20 protein-coding genes are annotated in these 22,662 nt (G+C 64.9%); 11 read left to right on the top strand and 9 right to left on the bottom strand.

Annotated elements, in window-relative coordinates:
- Positions 1-53 precede the first annotated feature (53 nt).
- The 6 genes from ACOGJB_RS19650 (at position 54) to ACOGJB_RS19675 (ending at position 6,833) form a co-directional block, all read left to right on the top strand.
- On the top strand, positions 54-1,355 hold the full coding sequence (locus ACOGJB_RS19650; RefSeq protein WP_419838757.1) for a Rieske 2Fe-2S domain-containing protein: 1,302 nt from the start codon (positions 54-56) through the stop codon (positions 1,353-1,355).
- A gap of 21 nt (positions 1,356-1,376) precedes the next feature.
- Positions 1,377-2,765: a glutamine synthetase family protein gene (locus ACOGJB_RS19655; protein WP_419838758.1), complete on the top strand. Its 1,389-nt coding sequence runs from the start codon at positions 1,377-1,379 to the stop codon at positions 2,763-2,765.
- Positions 2,766-2,820: 55 nt separating this feature from the next.
- Positions 2,821-3,330 (top strand): hypothetical protein, encoded by a 510-nt coding sequence (locus ACOGJB_RS19660; RefSeq protein ID WP_419838759.1) that lies wholly within the window; start codon positions 2,821-2,823, stop codon positions 3,328-3,330.
- Positions 3,331-3,992: 662 nt separating this feature from the next.
- A complete protein-coding gene (locus ACOGJB_RS19665) occupies positions 3,993-4,358 on the top strand; it encodes a VOC family protein (protein WP_419838760.1) in 366 nt (121 codons plus the stop codon).
- 136 nt (positions 4,359-4,494) lie between these two features.
- A complete protein-coding gene (locus ACOGJB_RS19670; RefSeq protein WP_419838761.1) occupies positions 4,495-6,252 on the top strand; it encodes an N-acyl-D-amino-acid deacylase family protein in 1,758 nt (585 codons plus the stop codon).
- Positions 6,249-6,833 carry a TetR/AcrR family transcriptional regulator gene (locus ACOGJB_RS19675; RefSeq protein WP_419838762.1) on the top strand — a complete coding sequence of 195 codons (585 nt, stop codon included), beginning with the start codon at positions 6,249-6,251 and terminating at the stop codon, positions 6,831-6,833. Before ACOGJB_RS19670 ends, ACOGJB_RS19675 begins: the two co-directional genes overlap by 4 nt.
- Positions 6,834-6,895: 62 nt before the next feature.
- Here the strand turns inward: ACOGJB_RS19675 and ACOGJB_RS19680 are convergent, their stop codons facing one another.
- Complete coding sequence (locus ACOGJB_RS19680; protein ID WP_419838763.1) at positions 6,896-8,065, bottom strand: cytochrome P450; 1,170 nt, start codon at positions 8,063-8,065, stop codon at positions 6,896-6,898.
- Positions 8,066-8,090: 25 nt separating this feature from the next.
- Positions 8,091-9,194, bottom strand: coding sequence for a Rieske 2Fe-2S domain-containing protein (locus ACOGJB_RS19685; protein WP_419838764.1), 1,104 nt, complete (start codon positions 9,192-9,194; stop codon positions 8,091-8,093).
- 261 nt (positions 9,195-9,455) lie between these two features.
- Between ACOGJB_RS19685 and ACOGJB_RS19690 the strand changes: the two genes are divergently transcribed.
- Positions 9,456-10,247 carry a helix-turn-helix domain-containing protein gene (locus ACOGJB_RS19690; RefSeq protein WP_419838765.1) on the top strand — a complete coding sequence of 264 codons (792 nt, stop codon included), beginning with the start codon at positions 9,456-9,458 and terminating at the stop codon, positions 10,245-10,247.
- Between the two features lie 31 nt (positions 10,248-10,278).
- On the opposite strand, the gene ACOGJB_RS19695 is transcribed toward ACOGJB_RS19690, so the two are convergent.
- Positions 10,279-11,199 carry a VOC family protein gene (locus ACOGJB_RS19695; protein ID WP_419838766.1) on the bottom strand — a complete coding sequence of 307 codons (921 nt, stop codon included), beginning with the start codon at positions 11,197-11,199 and terminating at the stop codon, positions 10,279-10,281.
- Positions 11,200-11,409: 210 nt separating this feature from the next.
- On the opposite strand from ACOGJB_RS19695, the gene ACOGJB_RS19700 reads away from it, so the two are divergent.
- Positions 11,410-13,059: an ABC transporter substrate-binding protein gene (locus ACOGJB_RS19700; RefSeq protein ID WP_419838767.1), complete on the top strand. Its 1,650-nt coding sequence runs from the start codon at positions 11,410-11,412 to the stop codon at positions 13,057-13,059.
- A gap of 13 nt (positions 13,060-13,072) precedes the next feature.
- Here ACOGJB_RS19700 and ACOGJB_RS19705 read toward each other — a convergent pair whose 3' ends face one another.
- The 6 genes from ACOGJB_RS19705 to ACOGJB_RS19730 form a co-directional block, all read right to left on the bottom strand.
- Positions 13,073-14,236 carry a hypothetical protein gene (locus ACOGJB_RS19705; RefSeq protein WP_419840781.1) on the bottom strand — a complete coding sequence of 388 codons (1,164 nt, stop codon included), beginning with the start codon at positions 14,234-14,236 and terminating at the stop codon, positions 13,073-13,075.
- 85 nt (positions 14,237-14,321) lie between these two features.
- Positions 14,322-15,557: a cytochrome P450 gene (locus ACOGJB_RS19710; RefSeq protein WP_419838768.1), complete on the bottom strand. Its 1,236-nt coding sequence runs from the start codon at positions 15,555-15,557 to the stop codon at positions 14,322-14,324.
- On the bottom strand, positions 15,554-16,786 hold the full coding sequence (locus tag ACOGJB_RS19715) for a cytochrome P450 (RefSeq protein ID WP_419838769.1): 1,233 nt from the start codon (positions 16,784-16,786) through the stop codon (positions 15,554-15,556). The genes ACOGJB_RS19710 and ACOGJB_RS19715 overlap by 4 nt, the downstream gene beginning before the upstream one ends.
- Positions 16,787-16,857: 71 nt before the next feature.
- Positions 16,858-18,324, bottom strand: coding sequence for a sulfatase-like hydrolase/transferase (locus ACOGJB_RS19720; protein ID WP_419838770.1), 1,467 nt, complete (start codon positions 18,322-18,324; stop codon positions 16,858-16,860).
- Positions 18,325-18,327: 3 nt separating this feature from the next.
- Positions 18,328-19,941 carry a flavin-containing monooxygenase gene (locus ACOGJB_RS19725; protein WP_419838771.1) on the bottom strand — a complete coding sequence of 538 codons (1,614 nt, stop codon included), beginning with the start codon at positions 19,939-19,941 and terminating at the stop codon, positions 18,328-18,330.
- 55 nt (positions 19,942-19,996) lie between these two features.
- On the bottom strand, positions 19,997-20,302 hold the full coding sequence (locus ACOGJB_RS19730; RefSeq protein WP_419838772.1) for a hypothetical protein: 306 nt from the start codon (positions 20,300-20,302) through the stop codon (positions 19,997-19,999).
- Positions 20,303-20,347: 45 nt separating this feature from the next.
- Here ACOGJB_RS19730 and ACOGJB_RS19735 point away from each other — a divergent pair, with 45 nt between their 5' ends.
- From ACOGJB_RS19735 to ACOGJB_RS19745, 3 genes are all read left to right on the top strand, one after another.
- On the top strand, positions 20,348-21,130 hold the full coding sequence (locus ACOGJB_RS19735; RefSeq protein ID WP_419838773.1) for a hypothetical protein: 783 nt from the start codon (positions 20,348-20,350) through the stop codon (positions 21,128-21,130).
- Positions 21,130-21,978 (top strand): hypothetical protein, encoded by an 849-nt coding sequence (locus ACOGJB_RS19740; RefSeq protein WP_419838774.1) that lies wholly within the window; start codon positions 21,130-21,132, stop codon positions 21,976-21,978. The genes ACOGJB_RS19735 and ACOGJB_RS19740 overlap by 1 nt, the downstream gene beginning before the upstream one ends.
- A gap of 84 nt (positions 21,979-22,062) precedes the next feature.
- The gene (locus ACOGJB_RS19745; protein WP_419838775.1) at positions 22,063-22,662 is read left to right on the top strand and encodes a BrxE family protein; all 600 of its coding nucleotides are present in this window, start codon (positions 22,063-22,065) and stop codon (positions 22,660-22,662) included.

The following is a 22,662-nucleotide window of genomic DNA, read 5'->3' on the forward strand; positions in this document are numbered from 1 at the left end:
GAGAGTGAACCAGCCTTCATCGGTCGTGCTATATCACCACGAGGGAGGCCCCCATGGTGAGTGCTGAGGAGAACCGACTCTTGACCGAGAGCGGCCAGGGGACTCCGGGTGGGGATGTGCTTCGTCGGTACTGGCAGCCGGCGGCGCTCACCGAGGAACTCGACAGCGACCGGCCGGTGGTTCCCGTTCGCTTGCTGGGAGAGGACCTCGTGCTGTTTCGCGACGAACGAGGTCGTCTGGGCATGATTGGGCGTCGGTGTCCCCACCGCGGTGCTGATCTGTCCTATGGACGGGTGGAGGATGGCGGTCTGCGCTGTTCGTTCCATGGGTGGCTCTTCGACGTGACCGGCGCGTGTGTCGAAACCCCGGCGGAACCACCGGGGTCCACGTTCCACACCAGGGTGTGTCAGGTTCAGTACCCGGTGGCGGAGCGCAATGGGATCGTGTGGGCCTTCTTGGGCGAGGGCGATCCACCGGAGCTTCCTGGGCTGGATTGCTTCGTGGCGCCGGGCCCGCAGGTGTTCGCGTTCAAGGGCATGTGGGGGTGCAACTGGCTGCAGGCTCACGAGGTCGGCTTGGACCCGGCGCATGCTGCGTTCTTGCATCGCTTCCTCGGCCCCGAGGAGGGCACCTATGGGCTGCAGTTCCGAGACACCATCGCGGACACCGGCGTGACCGTCGCTGAGCTGATGCGGGTGGCCTCTGCGCCGGACATCAAGATCGAGCCCACCCCGTTCGGGTTCAGGTTCCGGACGCTGCGCCGGTACCGGGACGAGTTCACCCATGTCCGGGTCTCGAATTGCATCTTCCCGAACGCGATCACGATCGCGATGAGCCGAGAGATGAGCATCACCCAGTGGCAGGTCCCCATTGATGATCAGCACTGCTACTGGTACTCGATGTTCGTCAGCTACGGCGATCCCGTCGATGCTGAGGTCATGCGCGAGCAGCGCATCAGCCAGGTCACCCTGCCGGAGTACCGCCCGATCGCCGACAAATCGAACAACTGGGGGTTCGATCCGGTCGAGCAGCGCGAGCGGACCTACACCGGCATGGGCGCCGACATCAATGTTCACGATCAGTGGGCGGTCGAGTCGCCCGGCCCGATCTTTGACCGCACCACCGAACACCTGAGCCCGTCCGATGTCGGCATCCGTGCCCATCGCCGCATGTATCTGGCTGCCATCCGCCAGCCCGACGCGGACACGCTCATCGGTGCGGCCGACCCCGGTGCGCTCCGCGGCCCCGGCGCCATCGACGGCGTCACGATCGTCGACGACTTCGACACCGCGTGGCGCAGCCTCGAGACCAAACGACGCGAGGCCTCAGGGTGGGCTCCCGCGCTGGCGGACTGACCATTGCACGGCATACCGAAGTTGGAAGACCGCTGGGACGCGGATTGGTCCGACGCCGCGGCGGGAGTCGAAGACCAGGTTCGCGACTTGGGGCTGCGAAGCGTTCGGGTCTCGTTCGCCGACCAGCACGGGTTGCTGCACGGCAAGGTTCTCGACGCGGCGCAGATCGCGCAGGCGCTGCGCAGCGGCGTCTCGTTTCCGGCTTCGTTGCTCACCAAGGACACCGGCCGGCACTACGCGTTCAGCCTCTGGGAGCCCGACGGCGGCCCAACGCTTGCCTCGGTGATGGGGGCGCGCGACATGCTGATGGTCCCCGACCCCGCCACGTTTCGCGTGCTGCCGTGGTTGGACGGGACCGGGTGGATGCTCTGTGACCTGTACAGCGTCGGGGGTGCTCCGGTCGAGCTGTCCACGCGCCGGATCTGTGCTGCAGCGCATCAGCGGCTGGCGGATCGCGGACTGCGGCTCCGCGCTGGTCTCGAGATGGAGTTCCATCTCTACCGCGTCGATGAATCCTCCGGTGACCACCAACGCATCCACCCGGGGTGGGACCTGCTGGCTGAGGACTACTCCGATCAGATTGAACCGCTGCTCGAACCGATCCAACGCCACCTCACGGCGCTGGGCCTGGCGCCGAGGACGATCGAGGCCGAGCACGGCCCCAGTCAGGTGGAGCTCACCTTCGCTCCCGCTGACGGCATCGAACTGGCCGATCAAGCGGTTCTGATCCGCGCCGCCGTCAAGCAGATCGCGAGGCGACACGGCTTGCATGCGACGTTCATGTCCAGGCCAGCAGGCGACGACACCTTCACGACCGGCTGGCACATCCATCAATCGGTCCTCAGCGCCGGCGACGGCCGCAACCTGTTCGCGCCGACGATCCCCGGTGAAGCGCTCTCGGAGATGGCGATGCACTACCTCGGCGGGCTCCTCGACCACGCCGAGGAATCCTGCCTGCTCACCACGCCGACCATTACCGGCTACAAGCGCTACCGGCCCTACAGCATCGCTCCCGACCGGATCGTGTGGAGCCGCCAACACCGAGGTGCCATGCTGCGCGTCATCGACGAGCCCCCCGGGCCCGCGACCAGAATCGAGAACCGCGCTGGCGACCCCGCTGCGAACCCCCACCTCTACCTCGCGTCCCAAATCCTCTCAGGGATCGACGGCATCGATTCGAAACTCGAGGCGCCACCCCCCAGCGAGACGCCGTATGAGGCTGAGGCAGGACCCCTCCTGCCTCGCACCCTCGGCGGTGCCATCGACGCATTCAACCGCAGCGGCTTCTACCGCAGCACCCTCGGCGATGAAATCGTCGACTACCTCGTCGCCCTCAAAAGGTCCGAGTGGACACGGTTCGGTGCCGCAGTGACCGACTGGGAACAACGCGAGTACTACGACACCTTCTAGCCGGGGCACTCAGCAGTGCTGGCGCATCTGCGCCCGCCGGTAGCGTCCCGCACCGGTGAACGAACCTGACCCGACTGAGTCGCGGGCCGCCTACCGGCTGGCCTATGAGGAAGTGGTCCGCTGGCGAGCCGAACTTGACGCCCAAATGGACCGCATCCGCACGAGATCCATGGCGTTCTTCGCCGTTGCGGTGATCGCTGCGGGCACCGGGCTGGCCGGATTTCCTACTACGAAACCGCCTTTGGCGAGCCCGTCGGTTCTGTGGATGACGGTGATCGGTGCGGGCGTGTTCGCCAACCTAGTCGCCGTGCTGGCGGTGCTGCGAAGTCCGGAGGGTCCGTTTGGTGATAGCCCGCACGCGCTTGTAGCGCAGGGGGACGATGTTGACTTGTTCCCCACAGATGACGCGGTGTATCGCGACCTCGCTCTATGGGGCGACAGCAACGTCCAAGAGCTGTACCTGCAGTTCAACGCCCGCCGGAAGTGGCTCTATGTGAGCTTGGCGGGAGTCACCGCAGTGCTGGGAGCCCTCGCTGCGCTGCATTGGGGCAGGCTGTTCCTCTAACCGTTACCCCGCTGCCTTCCGGCGCTGCCGGGGGTTCACCACGACCCTCTTGGCCATAGCAACTGTCTTCCGGCGCTGCCTGGGCGCTGCCACAGCCCGCTTGGCCATAGCAACTGCCTTCCGGCGCTCAGTTGGGCGCTGAGGGTTCACGTGGGATATCGGCTGCAGTCGAGGCGCCGACTCCTCGGGGGCATCCTGCGTCACGGCACCGCCACCGCCCTCTGCGTCCTCCGGGCCCATCAGGGTTTCCTCCTTGCAAGGCCGAACTCAATCGGCCATGCAAAGACGAGCCTAACCCACCTGCTCCTAACGCCATAGGTGCGTGATCGCCGGAAGGTGCCTCCCCCTGTTGACCGGCCACCTCGCGACGCAAGATCTCGGGGCTGGCAAAGATCGCCCCCGGCGCATGGGTCGCCTGGTCCAACGCAGCCCTGGTTCGGCTTGGATCAATCTCGGTCGCACCTGACATCGCGTCCTCCCGTTCCTTCGGTTTCGAATTGCGGAATTCGCGCCGCCATCGGAAAATGAGTAGCCGACGCTGCTTGCTCGACAGCCCACACCATGCGACGCCGTCGACACCTGGCGACTCCGTACCTTCTAGCCGGGGCACTCAGCGGTGCGCGAGGACCGTGCAGTATCGACGGCGTCGCTAGGTTCCGGTCGTGAGTGTTGAGTGGGAGCAGGTCATTGTCGCTTCGCGTGACCCGGTGGCGCTTGGTCGTTGGTGGTGTGAGGCGCTGGATTGGGTGGTTGTCAACGATGGCCCGGTCGTGTTGGAGATTCGGCCCGAGGTCGGCCGCTCGCCGGGCATCATGTTCGTGCCGAGCGAACGGGCCAAACTGGGCCAGAACCGTCTCCATATCGACCTTCGTCCCGATGATCAGGACGCCGAGGTCGATCGGCTGATTGGGCGCGGTGCTTCTCGTGTCGATGTCGGGCAGAGCGATGTTTCTTGGGTAGTGCTTGCCGATCCTGAGGGCAACGAGTTCTGCGTCCTATCGGCTCGGTCGGCGACTTCGAACCCGTGACACGCCCATGTCGTCGGCATCGGGTTGGTTTCTGGCACATAACGCAGACTTTGTGCCTTGTGTCAGAAACTTGCTACAGTCCAGGGCGACGGGGCTTCACCGGCACCAGAGTTTGAGAACCCAGGGGGACCTGATTGTGGATTCCGCATCGTTTGACGTCTTAATCAGCAACGGGTTCGTCGTGGATGGAACGGGCGCGCCTGGCTACTACGGGGATGTCGGCATTCGCGACGGCCGGGTCGCCGAGATCGGGCGTTTGAAGGGATGCACCGCGGTGCGCACCATCGACGCCACGGGAAAGATCGTGGCGCCGGGCCACGTCACCCAGCATACGCACTACGACGCCGCCCTGTTCTGGGATCCGTACTGTCTCGACTCGGGTCCAAACGGCATCACGACGGTCGTCAACTCCAACTGTGGATTCGGGTTCGCGCCCGTGAGGGCTCACGACGCCGAGCGGACGATGTTGATGATGTCGACGACCGAGCAGATTCCCGTGGCTCATCAACGAGCTGCGATGCCATGGGACTGGGAGACGTTCCCCGATTGGATGGACCGGCTAGAGGCGCTGCCCAAGGGCGTCAACGTCTCGACGTACCTGCCGCTCAACCCGTTGCTGGTCTACGTGATGGGTGCCGACGCGGCCAAGACCCGGTCACCAAACGCGCAGGAGATGGCGGAGATCCATCGCCTGATCAACGAAGCCATGGACGCCGGTGTAATTGGCGTCTCGATGTCGTCGATGGGCGCCGAGGGCAACACGCACGTGGACTACGACGGCACGTCCATGCCGACCGATTCGATGGATCACGACGCGCTCGTCGAGATCCGTCGCGCTGTGGTCGACAGAGGCGAGGGCATCATCCAGGTGCTGTCACAGATTGCGATCTATGGCGACCGCTCGATCACCGAACGCCTCGCCGAACTCGCGCATGGATCCGGCGTTCGGGTCATTCACAACGCTTTTCTCACGAACGATCAGCTCGACTTCCTCGTGCCCCAAGATCTGGAGTGGCTCAGCGAGCAGCGAGGTCTGGGCCGCGACATCACCGCCGGCGCGCTGCTCAACCGTGGCTGGGTGGAGGCCGGCGTACGCGAGCTCGACGCGGCCGGTGGCCAGTTCAAGGGCGTCCGCCGGATCGTCGCCTGCGCCGACGACGACGAGATTCGTGCCCTGCTCGGCGACCGCGACTTCGTCGAGAGCTTCGATGCCGAGCTCGGCGAAGTCACCGCAGCCACCGGCGCTTCGGGCTTGGCGGGCCAGACGGTAATCGATGTCGGCGGCAACGAGGCCCTCGAGGGGCACCTCGGGCGAACGCTCAACGACATCGCCGAGGAGATCGGCCAATCCTTGGTCGCGGTATTGGCCGATCTGGCGCTCCGGTCCGATCTCGCCCTCCAGCTCAAGTCGCCGCCGATCGGCGCCACGGAGCCCGAGCAAGCCATGTCGTATCTCGATCACGCCGGTGTCGTCGGTGGTGGGTCAGACGGCGGCGCCCACACCAAGTCGTTCGGCATGGGCCACTATCCGACTGATCTCCTCATCTGGCTGGTTCGGGAGCAAGGCGTACGGACGCTCGAGGACATGCACTTCCAGCTCAGCCTCAAGCCCGCCCGTGCCGTGCAGATTCGCGATCGCGGGGCGCTCCTGCCGGGCTTCTGGGCCGACGTGCTCGTCTACGACCTCAACGACCTGCATTTCGACATGAGTCGGTACGACATCGTGCACGACATGCCGAACGGCGACTGGCGACGGAAGGGCGACGCCGGCGGCTACCAGTACATCCTGGTCAATGGTGAAGTCACCCACGAGGCCGGTGTCAGCAACGGGCAGACACCGGGCCAGGTCGTGCGAGTCACCTCGCCATCGCCGTTGGTCGAAGCCGTCTCGTGACCCTGGCGGACCACGCCAATGAGCGGGACAAGATCGTCGACGCAGCGATTCGCTGTTTCGAGAGGTTCGGACCCCAGCGCACGTCGATGAACGACATCGCGGATGAGGCTGGGATCTCGCGGCGCACGCTGTACCGGCAGTTCGACGATCGACCTGCGCTCGTCGCCGAGATCCTCGACCGGCGGCTCTCGGAGTTGCACGCTTCGGTCGTGGCCCATCTGGCGACCTACGACGACATCGAGGCTGCGCTGATCGAGGGCTCGTTGTTCTCAGTCGAAGCCGGCGAGGCCGACGAACTCGTGGCCGAAATCGTCCGTCACGAACACGCCGGAACGCCCGAACGCTTCCTGTTGCGGGTCAACGACGCGATTGCAGCCCGAGTGCTCGAGAGTTGGTCGGCGGTCCTCGGTCGCGGGCGTGCGCAGGGCCGAGTCCGAACCGAACTCAGCGACACGCGCGTCGTCGAACTCATCATGACGGTTCACACGGTCGCGTTGCTCCGCGACGACCTCGGCCGCAATGGGCGTCGCGCACTCTTTCGCGACCTTCTCGTCGCATCTGTCCTTCGTCAGCCAGCGTGACCTTGGCGAACTGCTCTAGGCGGTGTTGACGATGTGGGCGTCGACGCGCTGGCTCGTGAGACTCACGAGATGCTGGCTCGGAACGACGAGAACCCCGAGAGCATGTTGCTGGGGAACGGTGTGGGGTCTTCGACGTCGATCGTGGTGACCTTGCGGGCCATGGCGTCGAGCAGGCATTGCATCTCCAACTCGGCGAGGTGCGCTCCGGCGCAGCGGTGGACGCCGTGTCCGAAGGCGACGTGGTCCTTGGCGTCGCGTTCGATGTCGAATACAGCGGGGAGCGCATAGCGCCGTTCGTCGTGATTGGCGGCTGCGTAGAGAATCACCACCCGGTCGCCGGCCGGTACGAACACGTCGCCAGCCTCATAATCGGCGTTGGCCAAACGGGTGAAGGCGCGGACGGGGGAACCGATGCGGAGTGCCTCGTGTACCGCCGCCGGAATCAGTGACCGGTCGTTCTTGACTTTGTCGAACTGGCCGGGGTTGCGTCCGAGCTGGTACAGCAGGTGACCGGCACCAAGAATGGTGGTGTCGAGACTTGGAATGATGTAGTCGAAGACCAGCTTGCGGGCTTCGCTCAGATCGATCTTGCCTTCGTCGGCAGCCCGGAAGAGGCCCGCAGCCCACCCCTGCGGCGGCAGGTCGGCTGGGTCGAGGTCAAGCACGTATCGGCCGGCCTCCATCACGCCGGGCAGTCCTGCCTGGGCCCGCTCGTTCATCGGCCCCAGCGCGTTGAAGGCGGCGCCTGCCCATTCGAGCATTCGAGCACGTCCATCGGGGGGCAAGCCGATGAGCACGGAAATGAGGCTCACGGGCAGGTAGCTAGAGAAATCGGACATGCCGTCGAAACTGTCCAAGGCGAGCAATCGCTCGACCAGCTCGTCGGAGAGTTGCTGCACTCGCTCTCGAATGTCGCGCACGGCGCTGGGCATCATGGGCCTCATCAGGGCGGAGCGCAGGCGTCGGTGCTCGTCTCCGTCGCTCACCAGCGAGTTGGTATTGCCGGTGTTGTTGAGGGCGTCGTTCATGGCCACCCCCTTGCCCGACAGCAGAATCGAATCGGCGCGGAGCGCAGCGCGGACATCTTCGAAGCGGGAGATTGCCCACATGTCGTAGGGCTCGAGCCAGACGGCTGCGCCGGCGTTGCGGATCTGTTCGTACAACGGATACGGGTCGGCGATGGCTTCGTCGCTGAACAGGTCTATATCGATGCTGGGCGATTTCGCGGTCATGGTTTCGGCTCAGTCCCGTCTGGGTTCAGTCTTGGGTGGCTGTTGCCTGCGTGCGTCCGTATTCGGCTTCGACCCAGCCCAGCACGATTCGTCGGAAGAGCAGGCCGGCCTTGTCGCCCCCGATCACTAGCTCCTGGTAGTCGAAATTGTCGTTGTCCAGCACCTTTTGCATGTGGTCGACGGCCCACGCGTCTTCGTCGAACCCATGCTTGATGGTCAGGGCCATGAACTCGTAGTAGGCGTCGTTGTCCACTCCAAAATCGTTGGAGATCGACCACCAGTAGTGGGTGGTCGTGCTCGATTCGGGAGTGACGTAGTGCATGATGTACTGGCTGAAGATCTCGCGGTCTTCCGCCTCGGGATCACCCACCTTGATCGGGGCGTAGCCCTTGAACACCCCCGGCGAGATTGCGAGCCCGCCGTCCCAGCGCTCGGCGGGGCGCCCCGCTATTCGTTCTTGGATGTCGGGCGGCAGGGCACCAGTTGCGCGTGCGGGGTTGTTGTCGACGCGGTAGCAGCTCGCGCCCTCGGGTGTTTCCTCGACGGTGGTCGGCAGCTCGAGGAAGGAGTCATCGAATCCGAAGGAGTCCCGATGCAGGTAGGAGAAATGGGTCAAGTCGTTCAGGTTCTCCTGCATCAGCAGGTAGCTGCCGTCGAGGTGGTGGCTGTTGTGGAACGTCCGGAATCCGGAGTCGCTGAGGAATGGAAGGTCGGGAAGTCGCGAGAAGTCGGGCTCGTCTTGGTCGCCCATCCAGATGAACACGAACGGACCCTGCTCCACGATCGGGTAGGTGCGGAGCTTGCGGTCGGGGCAGCGTTTCTGGCTGGGGATGCGGACGATCGTCCCCTCGGGGTCGTAGCGGATGCCGTGGTAATGGCACACCAGCTCGTCACCCTCTAGGTAGCCCTCGGCGAGGGGGAAGGAGCGGTGCAGGCACCGGTTCTGTGCTGCAACCAAGCGCCCATCGAGCGTTCGGTAGAACACGATCGAACGCTCGAGCAGGGTTCTCGCCTTGGGCGTACGGTCGAATTCTTCGCAGAGCCCCGCGACGTACCAGTGGTCGTAGAGGAGAGGGAGTCGCACGTAGTCGCGTACGTTTCGAATGCTGTCGGCAAACTGACTCATCATTCACCAGCTTTCGGGTCGGATGACGCGATTATTTCGTCATCATGGATAAATCTCGATAATCTACGCTTATGACGCAACAGGAGACCCCGTGAAGCTTCTTGCTATCAGACACTGCGCGCCTCTATCGACCGAGCGTGCGCGTTGCTGCGCGAGCACCTTCAGACCACGGCCGACCTCCTGATGCAACGAGGTCTCGCCGAGGGGTTCCTCGAGGAGCCGATGAACGAAACTCCGCTCGCCGTCTGAAAGAAGCCCCGCCCGATGTCTTCCCTTACTCCCGAGATCGGGCGCGAACTCGATCGTCTCGTCGTCGGCTTCCAGGCCATCGCCCTGCCCCGGTGGCGCGCCACCATGGCGGAGCTCGGCGACCCGCTCCCCGCGTATCTCGCACCGGTCACCGGACACCTCGCCGAGGTCTTCTTCGAGGGCCGCTGGCGGCCTGAGCTCACGCGGCTGCGCCACCGATACCTCGACGACTTCGTCATCGACGGCTCGAACGACAAGCTCGCAAACGAGCCGTGGCTCGACGATGACTGGAAGCCGGTCGGGGTGTTCCGCGAGGCGCTGCTGGGCAACCTCCGGACTCGAGCCGAGCTCGCGGCCGAGACCTGGGGAACCGCTGGTTTCGGGGTGGCGCGAGACGGCGCCGCCCAGAGCTTCTCGGCTGCGACCTCACCGCTGTGTGCGCTCTACCAACCGGTGCCGCTGCCGTCCGACCGGGCCCAGGAGCTTCATCACCTGCTCACCTATGCGCGCTACGTGCGCACCGATGCGCACGCGGCGGCGTGGGAGGAATCCGGTCTGACCGGTTTCGACATGGTCGCGCTCGAGGAGTCCGAGCGGGGCCTGGAGCTCAAGTCGCTGCCGCCGACGCTGGTGGAGCGTGGTTGGCTCGACGACGACGGCGCGATGTCACCCGAAGGTATCGCCGGGCGAGCTGCGATCGAAGATCGCACCAACGAACTGCACAGTGTTCCGCTCGGTGCCGTCGAGGATCTCGACGCGTTCCTGGACGCCCTGCGAGCGCTCGCAACCCCGGTCGAGACCCGGTAGCCAGGCGACTACGGGTTGGCGACGGGCCGTCTCAGTTCGCCATCATCGTTTCGATGATCTCGCCGATGTCGGTCGGTCTGAGCGCGTCGGGCGTGGGTGGGCCCCAGATGTAAAGGGCCTTGTCGGGCTCCCAGTCGCGGGCCATCCATTCGGCGTCGTTGACGATCTGGTCGATGTCGGAGAAGTACTCGACGAAGTTGCCGGCAGGGTCCTTGAAATACCAGAACAGGTTGCTGCCGAGGAAGTGGCGGCCGAGACCCCACGCGTGGCGCTCCAGGTTGTCGGTGAGCAGGTTGCGAGCTGCGTGGCCGATGGCGTCCATGTCGTCCATCTGCCAGGCGAGGTGATGGATCACTGCGCCGGGAGCCTGGGCGAGGGCGAAGTTGTGATGGTCGGTGGAGGTACGCCAGAACGCGAGATTGCCCGGCACTCGATCCGAGAGCTTGGCGCCGATGATGTCACCCAGGAACTTGCCTGTCGCCTCGATGTCGGGCGATGACATGGCGATGTGGCCGAGTTTGCGCGGTCGGGGCGTTGCTTCGACAAACAGTGTGTCGGGGCGAGCGTTGAGGCGGGGGGAGTACCCCGCCTGGTTCATCGGTGTCTGCTCGACGGGATCGAGTTCGACCCGAGGCATGATCTTCACGCGGATGAGCAGCCCGGTGACCGGTTCGACGATCTCGATCGCGTTGCCGAGGTCGACATAGTCGTGACCGGCGGCGGTCGCGGCGTGACGTATGCGATCGAGGTCGTCATCATCGTCACAGCCGAGAGTGGTGTCGACGATCTGCCGCCACTTGCGCTCCACGATCGACAGCTGCGCGCCACCGTGCGTCGAGGAGAACGTCGTTCCGGACTCGTCGGCCTCAAGGCCGAAGTCTTCGTAGAAGGGTGTCATCGCTGCGACGTCTGTGACGCCGAGGGTGATTCCGTGCATTCCGTGCAGAGCCATGGGGGTCTCGTTTTCTGCCGGAACCGGTCTCGGCCGGCGATGTTCGCAACCGTAGCAATAATTTCGCAAAACAACAGCAGTAGCGAATATGATAGCTTCGCGTCACTCTGGCTTCGAGCTGCCGAACCAGCACTGAGGCCGATGCAGGCGATGAACACCAGACCGACACCCGGAAGATGATCTGAAAAGCGATCCAAATGAGGGGGAGTAATGCGCGTACCTAAGTGGTTGGCACTCGTCTTGGTGCTGGCATTGTTCGCCGCCGCCTGCGGCGGCGATGACGACGGCTCGAGCGAAGACGGTTCCGCCAGCAGTCCGTCGACGACCGCCGCCGACAGCTCAGACGACGACAGCTCGGACGGCGACGCGGCATCGAGTGGCGACGAAGTCTCCGACGACCCCGGCGCTGATGACGGCACCGGCGAGGACGCTGCGCCTGCCGGTCCGAGCGGTGAACTCCGCTACGGCACACCGCTGGCTGCTGCGACGTTCGATCCCCATCTCGAGAACCGTGATTTCGGCATGCTGTTCTACTCGCCGATCTACGACGGTTTGGTGAACGAGTTGCCCGACAACTCGCTCGTGCCCGGCTTGGCCACCGAGTGGGAGATCTCCCCGACCGAGGCCCGATTCACCCTGCGTGAAGGGGTGACCTTCCACGACGGGACACCGTTCGATGCCGATGCCGTGAAGTGGAATATCGAGAAGGCCAAGGCGACACCCGGCGCGACGGGAGCGCTGCTGCTCGGCATCGAGAGCGTCGAGGTCGTGTCGCCCACCGAGGTCGTGTTCAACATGACCGGCCCCGACCGCGACCTCTTGCTCAACCTGGCTCGCTTCCCCGGGCTCATGATGAGTCCCAACGTGGATCCCGAAGCCATCGCGGCAGGAAGCGTCAGCGCAGGCACCGGCCCCTACCAGCTCGTCTCGCGGAACGAGAGCGAGATCGTGATGGAGGTCAACCCCAACTCCTGGAGCCCCGAGGATCAGGGTGTCGAGCGGATCACGTTCATCCAGATCACCGATGATGAAGCCCGCTTCAACGCGCTCGTCACCGGCGAAGTCGACGTCGCTCCTGTCCGGGTCTTCCAACTTCAGGACACGTTGGCTGCTGGGTACGAGGTCGCGCATCTCGCAAACAACCACTCGATCCTGCACTTCCATGACATCGGCGGCAATCTCGTCCCCGAATTCGCCGACGTGCGAGTCCGGCAGGCGATCGCCCATCTCATCAACCGAGAGGGCTGGGGTGCGTCGGTGACCCGCGGCATTGGCCAGCCGGCGAATCAAGTGTTCCCCGAGGGTTCGCCATGGCACATCGAGGGCTACGAGGGCTTCCCGTACGATCCGCAGCGGGCTGCCGAATTGCTCGCAGAGGCCGGGGTCACCGACCTCACGTTCGAGGTGCCGAGTTGGGGCATCTTCAACGTCATGCATCAAGCCGCATCTGCGATGCTCGCCGAGGGCGGCGTCACGATGAACATTCGCGACGTGCCTCCCGGAGCGAACATCTCTGAGGTCGCCTCCCAGCAGGTGGGTGCATCGCTGACGTTCGTCTCCACCATCCACGCTGACCAGACGTTCGGCATCTTCCTCTCGCCTCCGACGCTCTGGAACCCATGGAATGTCCCGGTTCCGTCGGTCCTCGGCCCGTACCAGCAGGCCGTGGGTGCCGCCACGGACTCCGAAGCCGACGCGGCCTATCGTGCGATGCTCCAGGAGGCGTACGACCTTGCGTGGATCGTCCCGATCTACCAGAACGAGAACTCGATGGGGTACGACGCCGACAAGTTCGACATCGAGCTGTGGGAGAACGTCACCATCGGCATGGGCATCCGCGGCCTCAGGGTGAACTCGTAGCCGTCAGATTGGTTCAGATCAGCGCGATCTGGACGGGCTGATCGAGCAGGAGCCGGCCGTAGTCGGCGTAGCGCAGCTCGCGGTCGAAGATGACGTGATTGGAGCCGGCGGTGATGTCACGCAGGGCCCGCTGGATCGGGCTCTCGAGGCGGGCGCCGCTGGCACCGGTCACCGAGCTGATGTCCTGCACGGCGTCGCGGCACATGAACACGGCGTGCGTCAGCCGGGACAACCACCCGCTGCGGGTCTCGATGGTCGCATCATTGCGTTGAGCCATGACCTCGGCGAGAACGTCTCGGAAGATGAGTTCGGCCGCGTCGATGGTGAGGGCGGCTCGCGCGACGACCGATGGCTTGCCGAGCGTGCGCTCGCGGCCGCCGACGGTGACCTGTTCGGCGGCGATCTTGGCCTTGGTCTGGGTCTGGTACTCCTCGAGCGCCATCTGGGCAGCGCCGAGCATGGGCAGCCCCGCTGCGAAGCCGAGCACGGGAATGAGAGGGGTGCGGTAGAGGTCGCCGGGGTGGAGTCGGCGGGACTCGCCAGTGGCGTTGATGAGGTCGACCATCGAGACAACCCGCTCGTCGGGTACGAAGACATCGTCGATTCGGATGTCCCACGACCCTGTGCCGCACAATCCGACGACGTGCCAAGTGTCGATCGCCTCGACGTCGACTCGTGGCAGCGCAAAGAACAGCGGGACCGGCGGTCCGTCTTCGCTGCGTTCCAGCGCGCCGGCGAGGACCCAGTCTCCGTGGACGATGCCAGTGCCCCATTGCCACTGGCCGGTGAGCAGGTAGCCGCCTTCCACCTTGGCGGCACTGCCGGCCCCGAAGTTCAGCGTGGCCGGTGCGAGGACGTAGTTGCGGTCAGCGAAGAGTTCTTTTTGGAAGCTCTCGGGGTAGCCGCAGAGCCAGAAGTTGTGCTCGATGTAGAAGGTGAGGAGCCAGCCCATCGAGGCGTCCGCTCGCGAGAGCGTGAGCGACACCTCGAAGTAGGTGTCGAGATCGGCCTCGTGACCGCCGTAGACCTTCGGTGTCATCAGCGCGAACAGGCCGCTGCGGCGTACGGCGTCGATCACCTCGTCGACCGGACGGCGGGCCAGCTCAGACTCACGGGCCTTCTCACGCAGGAGCGGCACGAGCCCTTCGGCCGCTGCGATCAGCTCGGCTGATTCCATCACGGCGTACGACAATACGGTGCTCCGATTCTCAGCCGCCCGCAGTCGTTGATGTGGCGATCGATCATGCTGCTCGCGAGCCGACTCACACCGCTACGGGGTAGGAGAGGAAACCCCGGTGGCGAGCGCGGGGTCGGCGCACGGGCTGGGCTGCGGGGCGCAGGTCCGCGAAGCGAACAAGGCGCTGAAGGGCGACGCGGGCTTCGAGTCGAGCCAGAGCTGCTCCCAGGCAGAGGTGCGGCCCGTGTCCGAACGCGAGGTGAGGGTTGGGATTGCGAGTGATGTCGAAGCGATCCGGCTCTTGCCAGGCGGCGGCGTCGCGGTTGGCGGCGCCGTTGGACACCCACACGAAGGTGTTCGCCGGCACAGTCGTATCCCGCAAGGTGACGTCTTTGAGCGCCAGGCGTCCGCCGATCTGGTTGGGACTGTCGAAGCGGAGCATCTCCTCGACTGCCGAGGGCACCAGATCCGGGCGCTCGCGCAGCAGCTCGAGCTGATCGGGATGGCGGAACAGTGCGTCCATGCCGCTCCCGATCAGGTTCGAGGTGGTCTCGTGTCCGGCGTTCAGCAGGAATGCGGCGTTGTGCAACAACTCGACTTCGGTGAGGGCCTGGCCGTCCTCCTCGGCGCTCACGAGGATCGACATCAGGTCGTCGCCCGGTTCGCGGCGGCGCCGGTCAGCGAGCTCACCGAGGTAACCCTTGAAGTCCTCGACTGCCGCATTGGCCGCATCGATGACGTGCTGGGCGGGGTTTGGCTCCAGCGACGCAGTCACCGACGCTCCCCAGGTCTTGAATCGCTCACGGTCGTCGGTGGGGACGCCGAGCATCTGCCCGATCACGGTGAGGGGCAAGAGATAGGCGAAGTCGCCGATGAGGTCCATCTTGCCGTCGACGAGGGCGTCGGAGAGCAGCTCGTCGACGGCTTGCTCGACCTTCGGCTCCCATGACGCCAGCGCTCGCGTTCTGAAGGCATGGGCTACCAGGCCCCGCACGCGTGGATGGTCGGGCGGGTCGAGGAACACCATCACGTTGGCATGGTGCTCGTAGATCGGAGCGTCGGACCCGAAGACGCCGCTCAGGGGGGCCTTCTTGTCCGAGCTCATCGCCCGTCCGTTGAGCACGGACGCCACTTCGTCGTAGCAGGTCACGAAGAAGCTGCCGTCGCCATTGCGGTGGATGGGCGACTCGGAGCGCAGGCGCGCGTAGGTCGGGAACGGGTAGTCAAGAAAGCGGGCGTCGAGGTCGTTCAAATCGAAGCTCGCTGGGTCCGCGGCCCACATGGGGTACTCGCCCAGGTCGTGATGGTTCAGCACGGTCATGGGGTGTCCTGCCGGTTGCGGGTGAACCAGAGCTGCCGGGGGCCGCGGAACGAGATGATCGGCGGGTAGTCGAGCTGTTGGTCGGCCAGGCGAAGGTCGGGTGCCCGTCGAGTGAGCTCCTCGAAGGCGACGCGGGCCTCGAGACGGGCCAGCGGGGCTCCGAGGCAGTAGTGAATGCCCTTGCCGAACGAGAGATGGCGGCGTGCACCTGTGCGGTGGATGTCGAAGCGGTCCGGGTCGTCGAACTCGGCAGCGTCGCGGTTGGACGACCCGAGCAGCACCAGCACTCTGGCCCCCTCGGGGATCACGGCTCCCTCGCCGAGGTCGATGTCGGTACGTGCCTTTCGCCGCCACGCGTTGACGCTGGAGTCGAACCGCAGGGCTTCCTCGACGGCGTTGGGGATCAGCGACGGGTCGGCACAGATCTCGGTCCACTGGTCGGGGTGCTCTGCCAGGAGCCGCATTGCATTGGCCAACAGGTTGGTGGTGGTCTCGTGACCGGCGATCCCAAGCCCCATGACCACGCTGGTGATCTCGGTCTCGCTGATCGCCTCGTGGTCGGCGTCGCGGATGTCGAGCAGGGCGGAGGTGAAGTCGTCGGCCCGGTCGACCTTGCGGCGCTGCACGTGCTCCGAGCAGTACTGCCACAGCGCCGCCATGTTCTGCGCCACGCGTAGCTGCTCGCTCTCGTCCGGGTGTCCGAACATGATGGTCAGCCGGTCCCCGCCCCACCCCTTGACCATGTCGGCGTCTTCGCTGGGGAAGCCCACCAGTTCGAAGATCACGTTGATCGGCAGCGGGTACGCCAGGCCGGCTACCCAGTCGAACCGATCCTCGGCCAGCATGTCGTCGAGCAGGCTCGTGGCGATCTCACGGATGACCGGCTCGAGGTTCGCGACCCGGCGGGTCGAGAACGCGGTCATGTTGTGCCGACGAATCCGGGCGTGCTCGGGCGGGTCCAGATTCGTCATGACCGGCGTGTAGCCGAACCCCTCGGCCAGAACCCTGCCGGCCTCAGGGCAGAACGGCAGCAGCGGATCCTGGGAGTTCGACGCCGAGAACTGCTCGGTGTCCGACATCACCATCGACGCGTCTCGGTAGCGCGTGACCACCCACATGTCGAGTTCGTCGCTGTAGAAGGCCGGGGTCTCCTCACGCACCGAAGCGAAGGTCGGGTACGGATCGGCGAGGAATTCCGCCGAGAACGGATGAAACGGACACGTCGACATCACTGGCTCCCTCGCGCACACTATGCGCCTCGCCCGCTCGGGAGGGAAGCACGCGCATGTGCCGGGACGCGTCAGGCCGCTGAGGTCGGCACCGGTGTGTGGGATTGGCGTTCGTGGAAGTCGCCGGCCGTGAGGACCGCCGCTTCGCCACCGAGTGCGGCGAGCCGCTGAGCTTGATCGGCGAAGGCCGCTGCATTCACTTCCTCGGGATCGCAGACGGTGCGCAGCCTCGACTCGCATCGGCGGCGGACATCGGCGAAATCCGGGTCCTGACCCAAGTCCTGCAGCTCGCTCGGATCGGCATCGAGATCGAACAACTCGGGCGGATAGCCGGGGTAGCAAACGTACTTCCAGCGGTCGCAGCGAACCATGAACATCCCCGTCGGCGAGCCGCCGTCGTGATACTCCGACAGCACGGTTCGATCGGGTCGAGCGCCGGCTGCGAGGTCGATGAGGCTCACGCCAGGCAGCAGTTCGTCTCCGTCCTCGGGCGGGGCGCCTGCGGCGTCGATGATGGTGGGATGGCAGTCGACCAGCGACACCGGCGTGTCGACCGCAGCACCTGCGGGGATGTCGGGCCCGGCGACGATCATGGGAATGCCCGCCGAGTCCTCGAACATGACGCTCTTTCCCCACAGGCCCTGATTGCCGAGCATCTCGCCGTGGTCGCTGGTGAAGATGATCCGGGTGCGGTCGGTCTGCCCGGATGCCTCGAGTGCCGCGAGCAGCCGGCCGATCTGCGCATCGGCAAATGAGCACAGTCCGTAGTACGCAGCCCGGGCGCGCAGCACGTGCTCCTCGCTCTCGAAGTAGTCGTAGCCCAAGGCGCGCTCCACCATCGCGACGGCTGCGTGGCGCCGCCGCTGCGCCGGTTCGTATGCGTCGGGCATCTCGATCCGCTCGAGCGGGTACAGCTCCTCGTACTGCTCGGGGGCGATGAGGGGATAGTGCGGGGACACGAACGACACGAACAGCGCCCATGGCCGTTGTGAGCGTTCCGATGCGCTTTTGTGCAGCCAATTGCAGGCCGCATCGGCAATCTCGCAGTCGTACGCGGTGTACTCGCTGTGACCCCACCCCACGTCGCGGGCGAATCGTGCATTTGCGGGGGACACCGGCACCCGTTCGCGCAGCAGCGCGGTGGACCAGCCGATGCCGTCATACACGTGCATCGGCACGATCTCGGGGTCGAACCCGTTGGGGTCCTCGCTGCTGCGGTAGTGGAGCTTGCCGACCGAGACGACGCGATGACCGGCATCGAGCAGTCGCTGCGCCCAGCCGCGGACGCTGCCGTCGAAGGGTTCAGCGCTGCTCCATGCCCGGCACTGGTGCACGTACAGGCCGGTGGCAAGCGACGCACGAGCAGGCACGCAGATGGGCGAACTGGTGTAGGCGTTGGTGAACCGAGTGCCGCGACGGGCGAGTCGGTCGATGTTCGGGGTGCTCACTACCGGATGACCGGCGCAGCCCATTGCATTGCGGTTGTGCTCGTCAACGCAGACGACCAGCACGTTCGTCGGGTCGATGTCGGCCGACATGGGTCAGGCCATGGCGAGGCCGGGGTAGCCGTTCGCAGCAAGCTCGGTGACCTTGGCGGTGTAGCGGGTGGCTCCGCCGAAGTAGGCCTGGTAGCGGACCTTGCCTTCCTCGTGGCCGGCGACATTGGAGTTGTAGCCGGTGAACCAGCCCTTGCTGCGCCGGAACAGCAGCCGTTCGTGGAACCGCTTCACCTCGTCTACCCATTCCTGCTCGGCTTCGGGCTGCGCTTCCACCCGACTGTATCCGTGCTCGTGCACGTATTCGAGCAATCCCGTCACCCAGTCGACGCCGCCCTCGATGGCCCTTGGGAAGTTGGTGGAGCCCGACACGCTCTGGGGGCCGGCCACCATCAACATGTTGGGGAAGCCGTGTGAGAGCAGGCCGCAGAAGGTGCTGGGGCCGTCACGCCATTTCTCGCCGAGCGTGGTGCCGTCGACACCGCGGATGTCCACCCGGTCGAACGCCCCGGTGATGGCGTCGAAGCCGGTGGCGTAGACGATCAGGTCAAGGTCGTAGTGGCGGTCGGTGGTCTCGATGCCAGTTGCGGTCAGGCGCTCGATGGGTGTCTGCGACAGGTCCACCAGCTCGACATTGGGGTTGTTGTAGGCCTCGAAGTAGTCGGTTTCCAGCGGCAGCCGCTGCAGTCCGAAGCCGTGGTCTTTGGGGATGAGCTTCTCCGCCACGGCAGGGTCGCGGACTCGTTGGCGGATCCGCTCGGCGATGTACTCCGACATCTCCCGGTTCGCGGCCTCATCCACGAAGATCTCGGCGAAGTTGCCCGCCAGGATGGCGAAACCCGAGCGGGTGTACAGCTCATCCCACAGCTCACGGCGCTCGGCAGCGGTCATGTCCCAGAATCCCCAGCGGGGCACGTGCTCGAAGCCTTGGGGTGAGGCAGCGCAGTTGGCGAAGATCTCGTCGTAGCGATCGCGGATCTCGTCCATCTCTGTCTCGGAGATGGGGGAGTTGTTCAGCGGGGTGCTCCAATTGGGGCGGCGCTGGAACACCTTGAGCTCGGCGACCTTGTCTGCGATCTCGCCGATCACCTGGATGCCGGTAGCCCCGGTGCCGATGACTCCGACGCGCTTGCCGGCCAGTTCCACGGGCTCTTTGGGCCAGAAGAACGTATGAAACGCCGGGCCTTCGAAGGAGTCCATGCCGGGGTAGGAGGGCAGGGTCGGTGCCGACAGCGGACCGAGGCTGGTGACCACGAAGCGTGCGGTGTGGGTGTCGCCGTCGGCGAGCGAGAGATGCCAGCGGCGCTCGCTCTCGTCCCAGGCCATGCGTTTGACTCGCTTGCCGAAGCGCATGTGACGACGCAGGTCGAACTTGTCCGCCACGTAGTTCAGGTAGCGCAGGTTCTCGGGCTGTGAGCTGAAGCGCTCCTTCCAGTGCCATTCGTCGAGCAGTTCTTTCGAGAATGAGTAGCCGTAGGTGTAGCTCTCGGAGTCGAACCGGCAACCCGGGTAGCGGTTGCGGTACCAGGTGCCGCCGAGATCGTCCTCGGCTTCGAGGACCACGGCGTCGATGCCGAGGTCCACCAGGCGCTTGATCTGGTAGATGCCCGACACCCCGGCGCCCAGCACCACCACTTCGCTCTGGCTGGAGTCGCCCACGGCTGTCCCTTCAATCGCCCGCCCCGCAGTATGGCGGCCCCGACGTCAACTGTGCTTACCGCGAGCGAGCGTTGCCGTACCTACGAATGACGATCCCGTGGCATTCCTTGGCACCTTGTGATTTACCTTTGATATGATATTTACTGTGTCTATAAATAAAGGTATAAGAGTAGATGTCGGACTGGGGCTCGAAGCCGAAGTCTTTCGGATCTTGCGCGACATCCCCGGACTTGATGTGGGAATAGGCCATCCCGTAGGTCGCGGCGCCGATGCTGTCATTTGGGGTGCGGGAACGCAGACGCCAATTTCGGTCGAGGTCAAAACCCGTGTCAATGCCGCCAACGTTCACCAGCTCATCCACCGTGCACGAGGCACTTCGTTGCCGCTGGTCGTCATCGCGCGAGATATGACCGAAGGCGCACGAACGGCGCTCGCTGAGGAGGGCATCGGCACGATCGACGGTCTCGGCAACGTCCGCCTGGAGCTACCGGGGCTGCTCGTGCGGCTTGATGGAGCAGCGCGGCGGCCGCGATCTAAGACTCGTGCGACTCTGTCGGGGAAGTCGAGTCTTGTTGCGCAGGCGATGCTGCTTGACACGGCGAGGTCTTGGCATGTCGCCGAGATGGCGGAGTATGCGGGCGTTTCCCCCGCACTCGCACACCGAGTGCTGCAGCGCCTTGTGGACTTGGAGATCGTCGCCTCCCAAGGTGCGGGACCGTCCAAGCAGCGACGTCTCGTCGAGCCTTCTGCACTGTTCGATCTGTGGGTTGAGGAGCACCATGATCGCAGCCGAAGACACCCCACGTTCATGCTGGCCGCCGCTGCTGAGGACTTGGCAGCGACGGTGTGTCGCCGTCTTGAGTCGGCCGGGGTGAGCTATGCGTTGACCGGTGCCGCAGCGATCGCTCGCATCGCTCCGGTCCTGACCAGCGTTCCTGTCGTCGAGGTGTGGCTCGAGGCAGTCGCCGACCCGAGCGCGGTGTCCGCAGAAATCAGTGCCGAGGAAGTCACATCGGGGCCTAACGTCGTGCTGCAGCAGGAACGCGACGACATTCCCTTGGCCTACCGGACTCGAAGACATGGTGCCTGGTTCGCCAATGTGTGTCGTCTGTACTTCGACGCGAGACGGAATCCTCAGCGAGGACAAGAGCAGGCAGATCATCTGCGACGTGAATTGATCGGCTTTTGATGGCGCCAAACCACGGCAGCGAGTACGACATTGCCGCCACCGAACGCTGCGAGCGGGTGCTGGTGACGCTGCTCGGCGATCTCGGACCGTGGTGCGACAGGGTCGTGCTGGTCGGAGGGCTCGCGCCGCGCTACATCGTCGGGTCCGATCCTCTGGCAGCCAATCCCCACGTCGGAACTACTGATGTCGACCTCGTCATCACCCTCGCAGTCGGCGAATCCAGCGAGACCTACGCCACGCTCTACAGGAATCTCATTCGTTCCGGCTTCGCCGTCGGCGAACACAGCTTCCAGTGGCAGCGCATCGTCGATGGCGTGACGGTGGACGTCGAGTTCATCTGCGAAACCGATGAGGCAGATCCGGGTGCCATCTATCGCCCGAAACAAGGAACCGGTTCGGACTTCGCCGCATTCAATGCCCCTTGTGCCGGCCTCACGGCACAGGACTGTGTCGAGGTGTCTGTGACCGCTGAGCGCCTCGACGGGGGCGGGCTGTCGACCGTGAGGCTTCGCGTTGCCGGCGTGTTGATCTTCACCGTGCTCAAGTTGCTCGCGTTTCAACAGCGGCATCACAACAAGGACTCCTACGACCTCGTCTACACCTTGAAGAACCATGAGAACGGCCCGAGGGCCGCAGGCGAGGTCGCAGCCCGGAGCCCGGTGCGCTCCGAGAAATCGGTCACCGATGCGCTTGAATCGTTGCGGGAGCGGTTCGAGGCGCCGCACTACGACGCCCCGGTTGCGTATGCGAACTTCCTGGCCGACCGAGACGACCACGAGAGCAGAGCTCGCCTGCGCAACGAAGCCGTCGCGGTTGCGCGCGAGTTTCTGGCCGGCGCGGCAGTCTGAAATCGACCGAAGCGCGACCTACGGCGACTCGGACGGTTTGGCTTCGAACTGGCGCGACCGCCGTTCGTCTTGAACCCTCCCACTATGGTTGCTGAGCCGGTCGTTACGCGAGAGGCAGGAGTCGAGCGGGGGAGCGCCGTGACATCAGCGGTCTCAACACACGATGTCGACGAGATCGTTGCATCCGCCATTCGAGTCGCCCGACTGGGTGAGGCAGATCTCCGGAACTGGTGGGGATCTCGTTCATTCGGTGCCGCAGGTCGCGTGGTCCTGAAACAACGACTCCCACGAACTTGGCGCATGGCAGCGGTCGAACTTGATTTGGCCTCGGCGACAAACCGCCACAACGACATCATCGATCGGCCGAACGCCGTCCACCTGTTCAGCGATCGCTGGCCGGTACGCCGCTGGGCGACGGCGTGGGTCGCCGAACAGAAGACCGAAGACGAACCGTCAGAGATCTTCGAGTTGCTTGAGTCGGCCACGCTTGAGGCCATCGAAGCCGATCTGCGTGTCGACAAGAAATTGAAGGTCGAATCTCTCGGCGATGCGCTGAGAGTCGGGACAATTGAGCGCTCGTTGCTGGGAGACCCTGCTGCGGTGGCCGATGCTGTTCGAACGCTTGCTGCCTCGTATGTTGGTCTCGAGACGTTTGCGGTGCCCTTCCTCGAGGTGACCGATTGA

The sequence above is a fragment of the Candidatus Poriferisodalis sp. genome (assembly GCF_965208895.1).
Lineage (GTDB): Bacteria > Actinomycetota > Acidimicrobiia > Acidimicrobiales > Poriferisodalaceae > Poriferisodalis.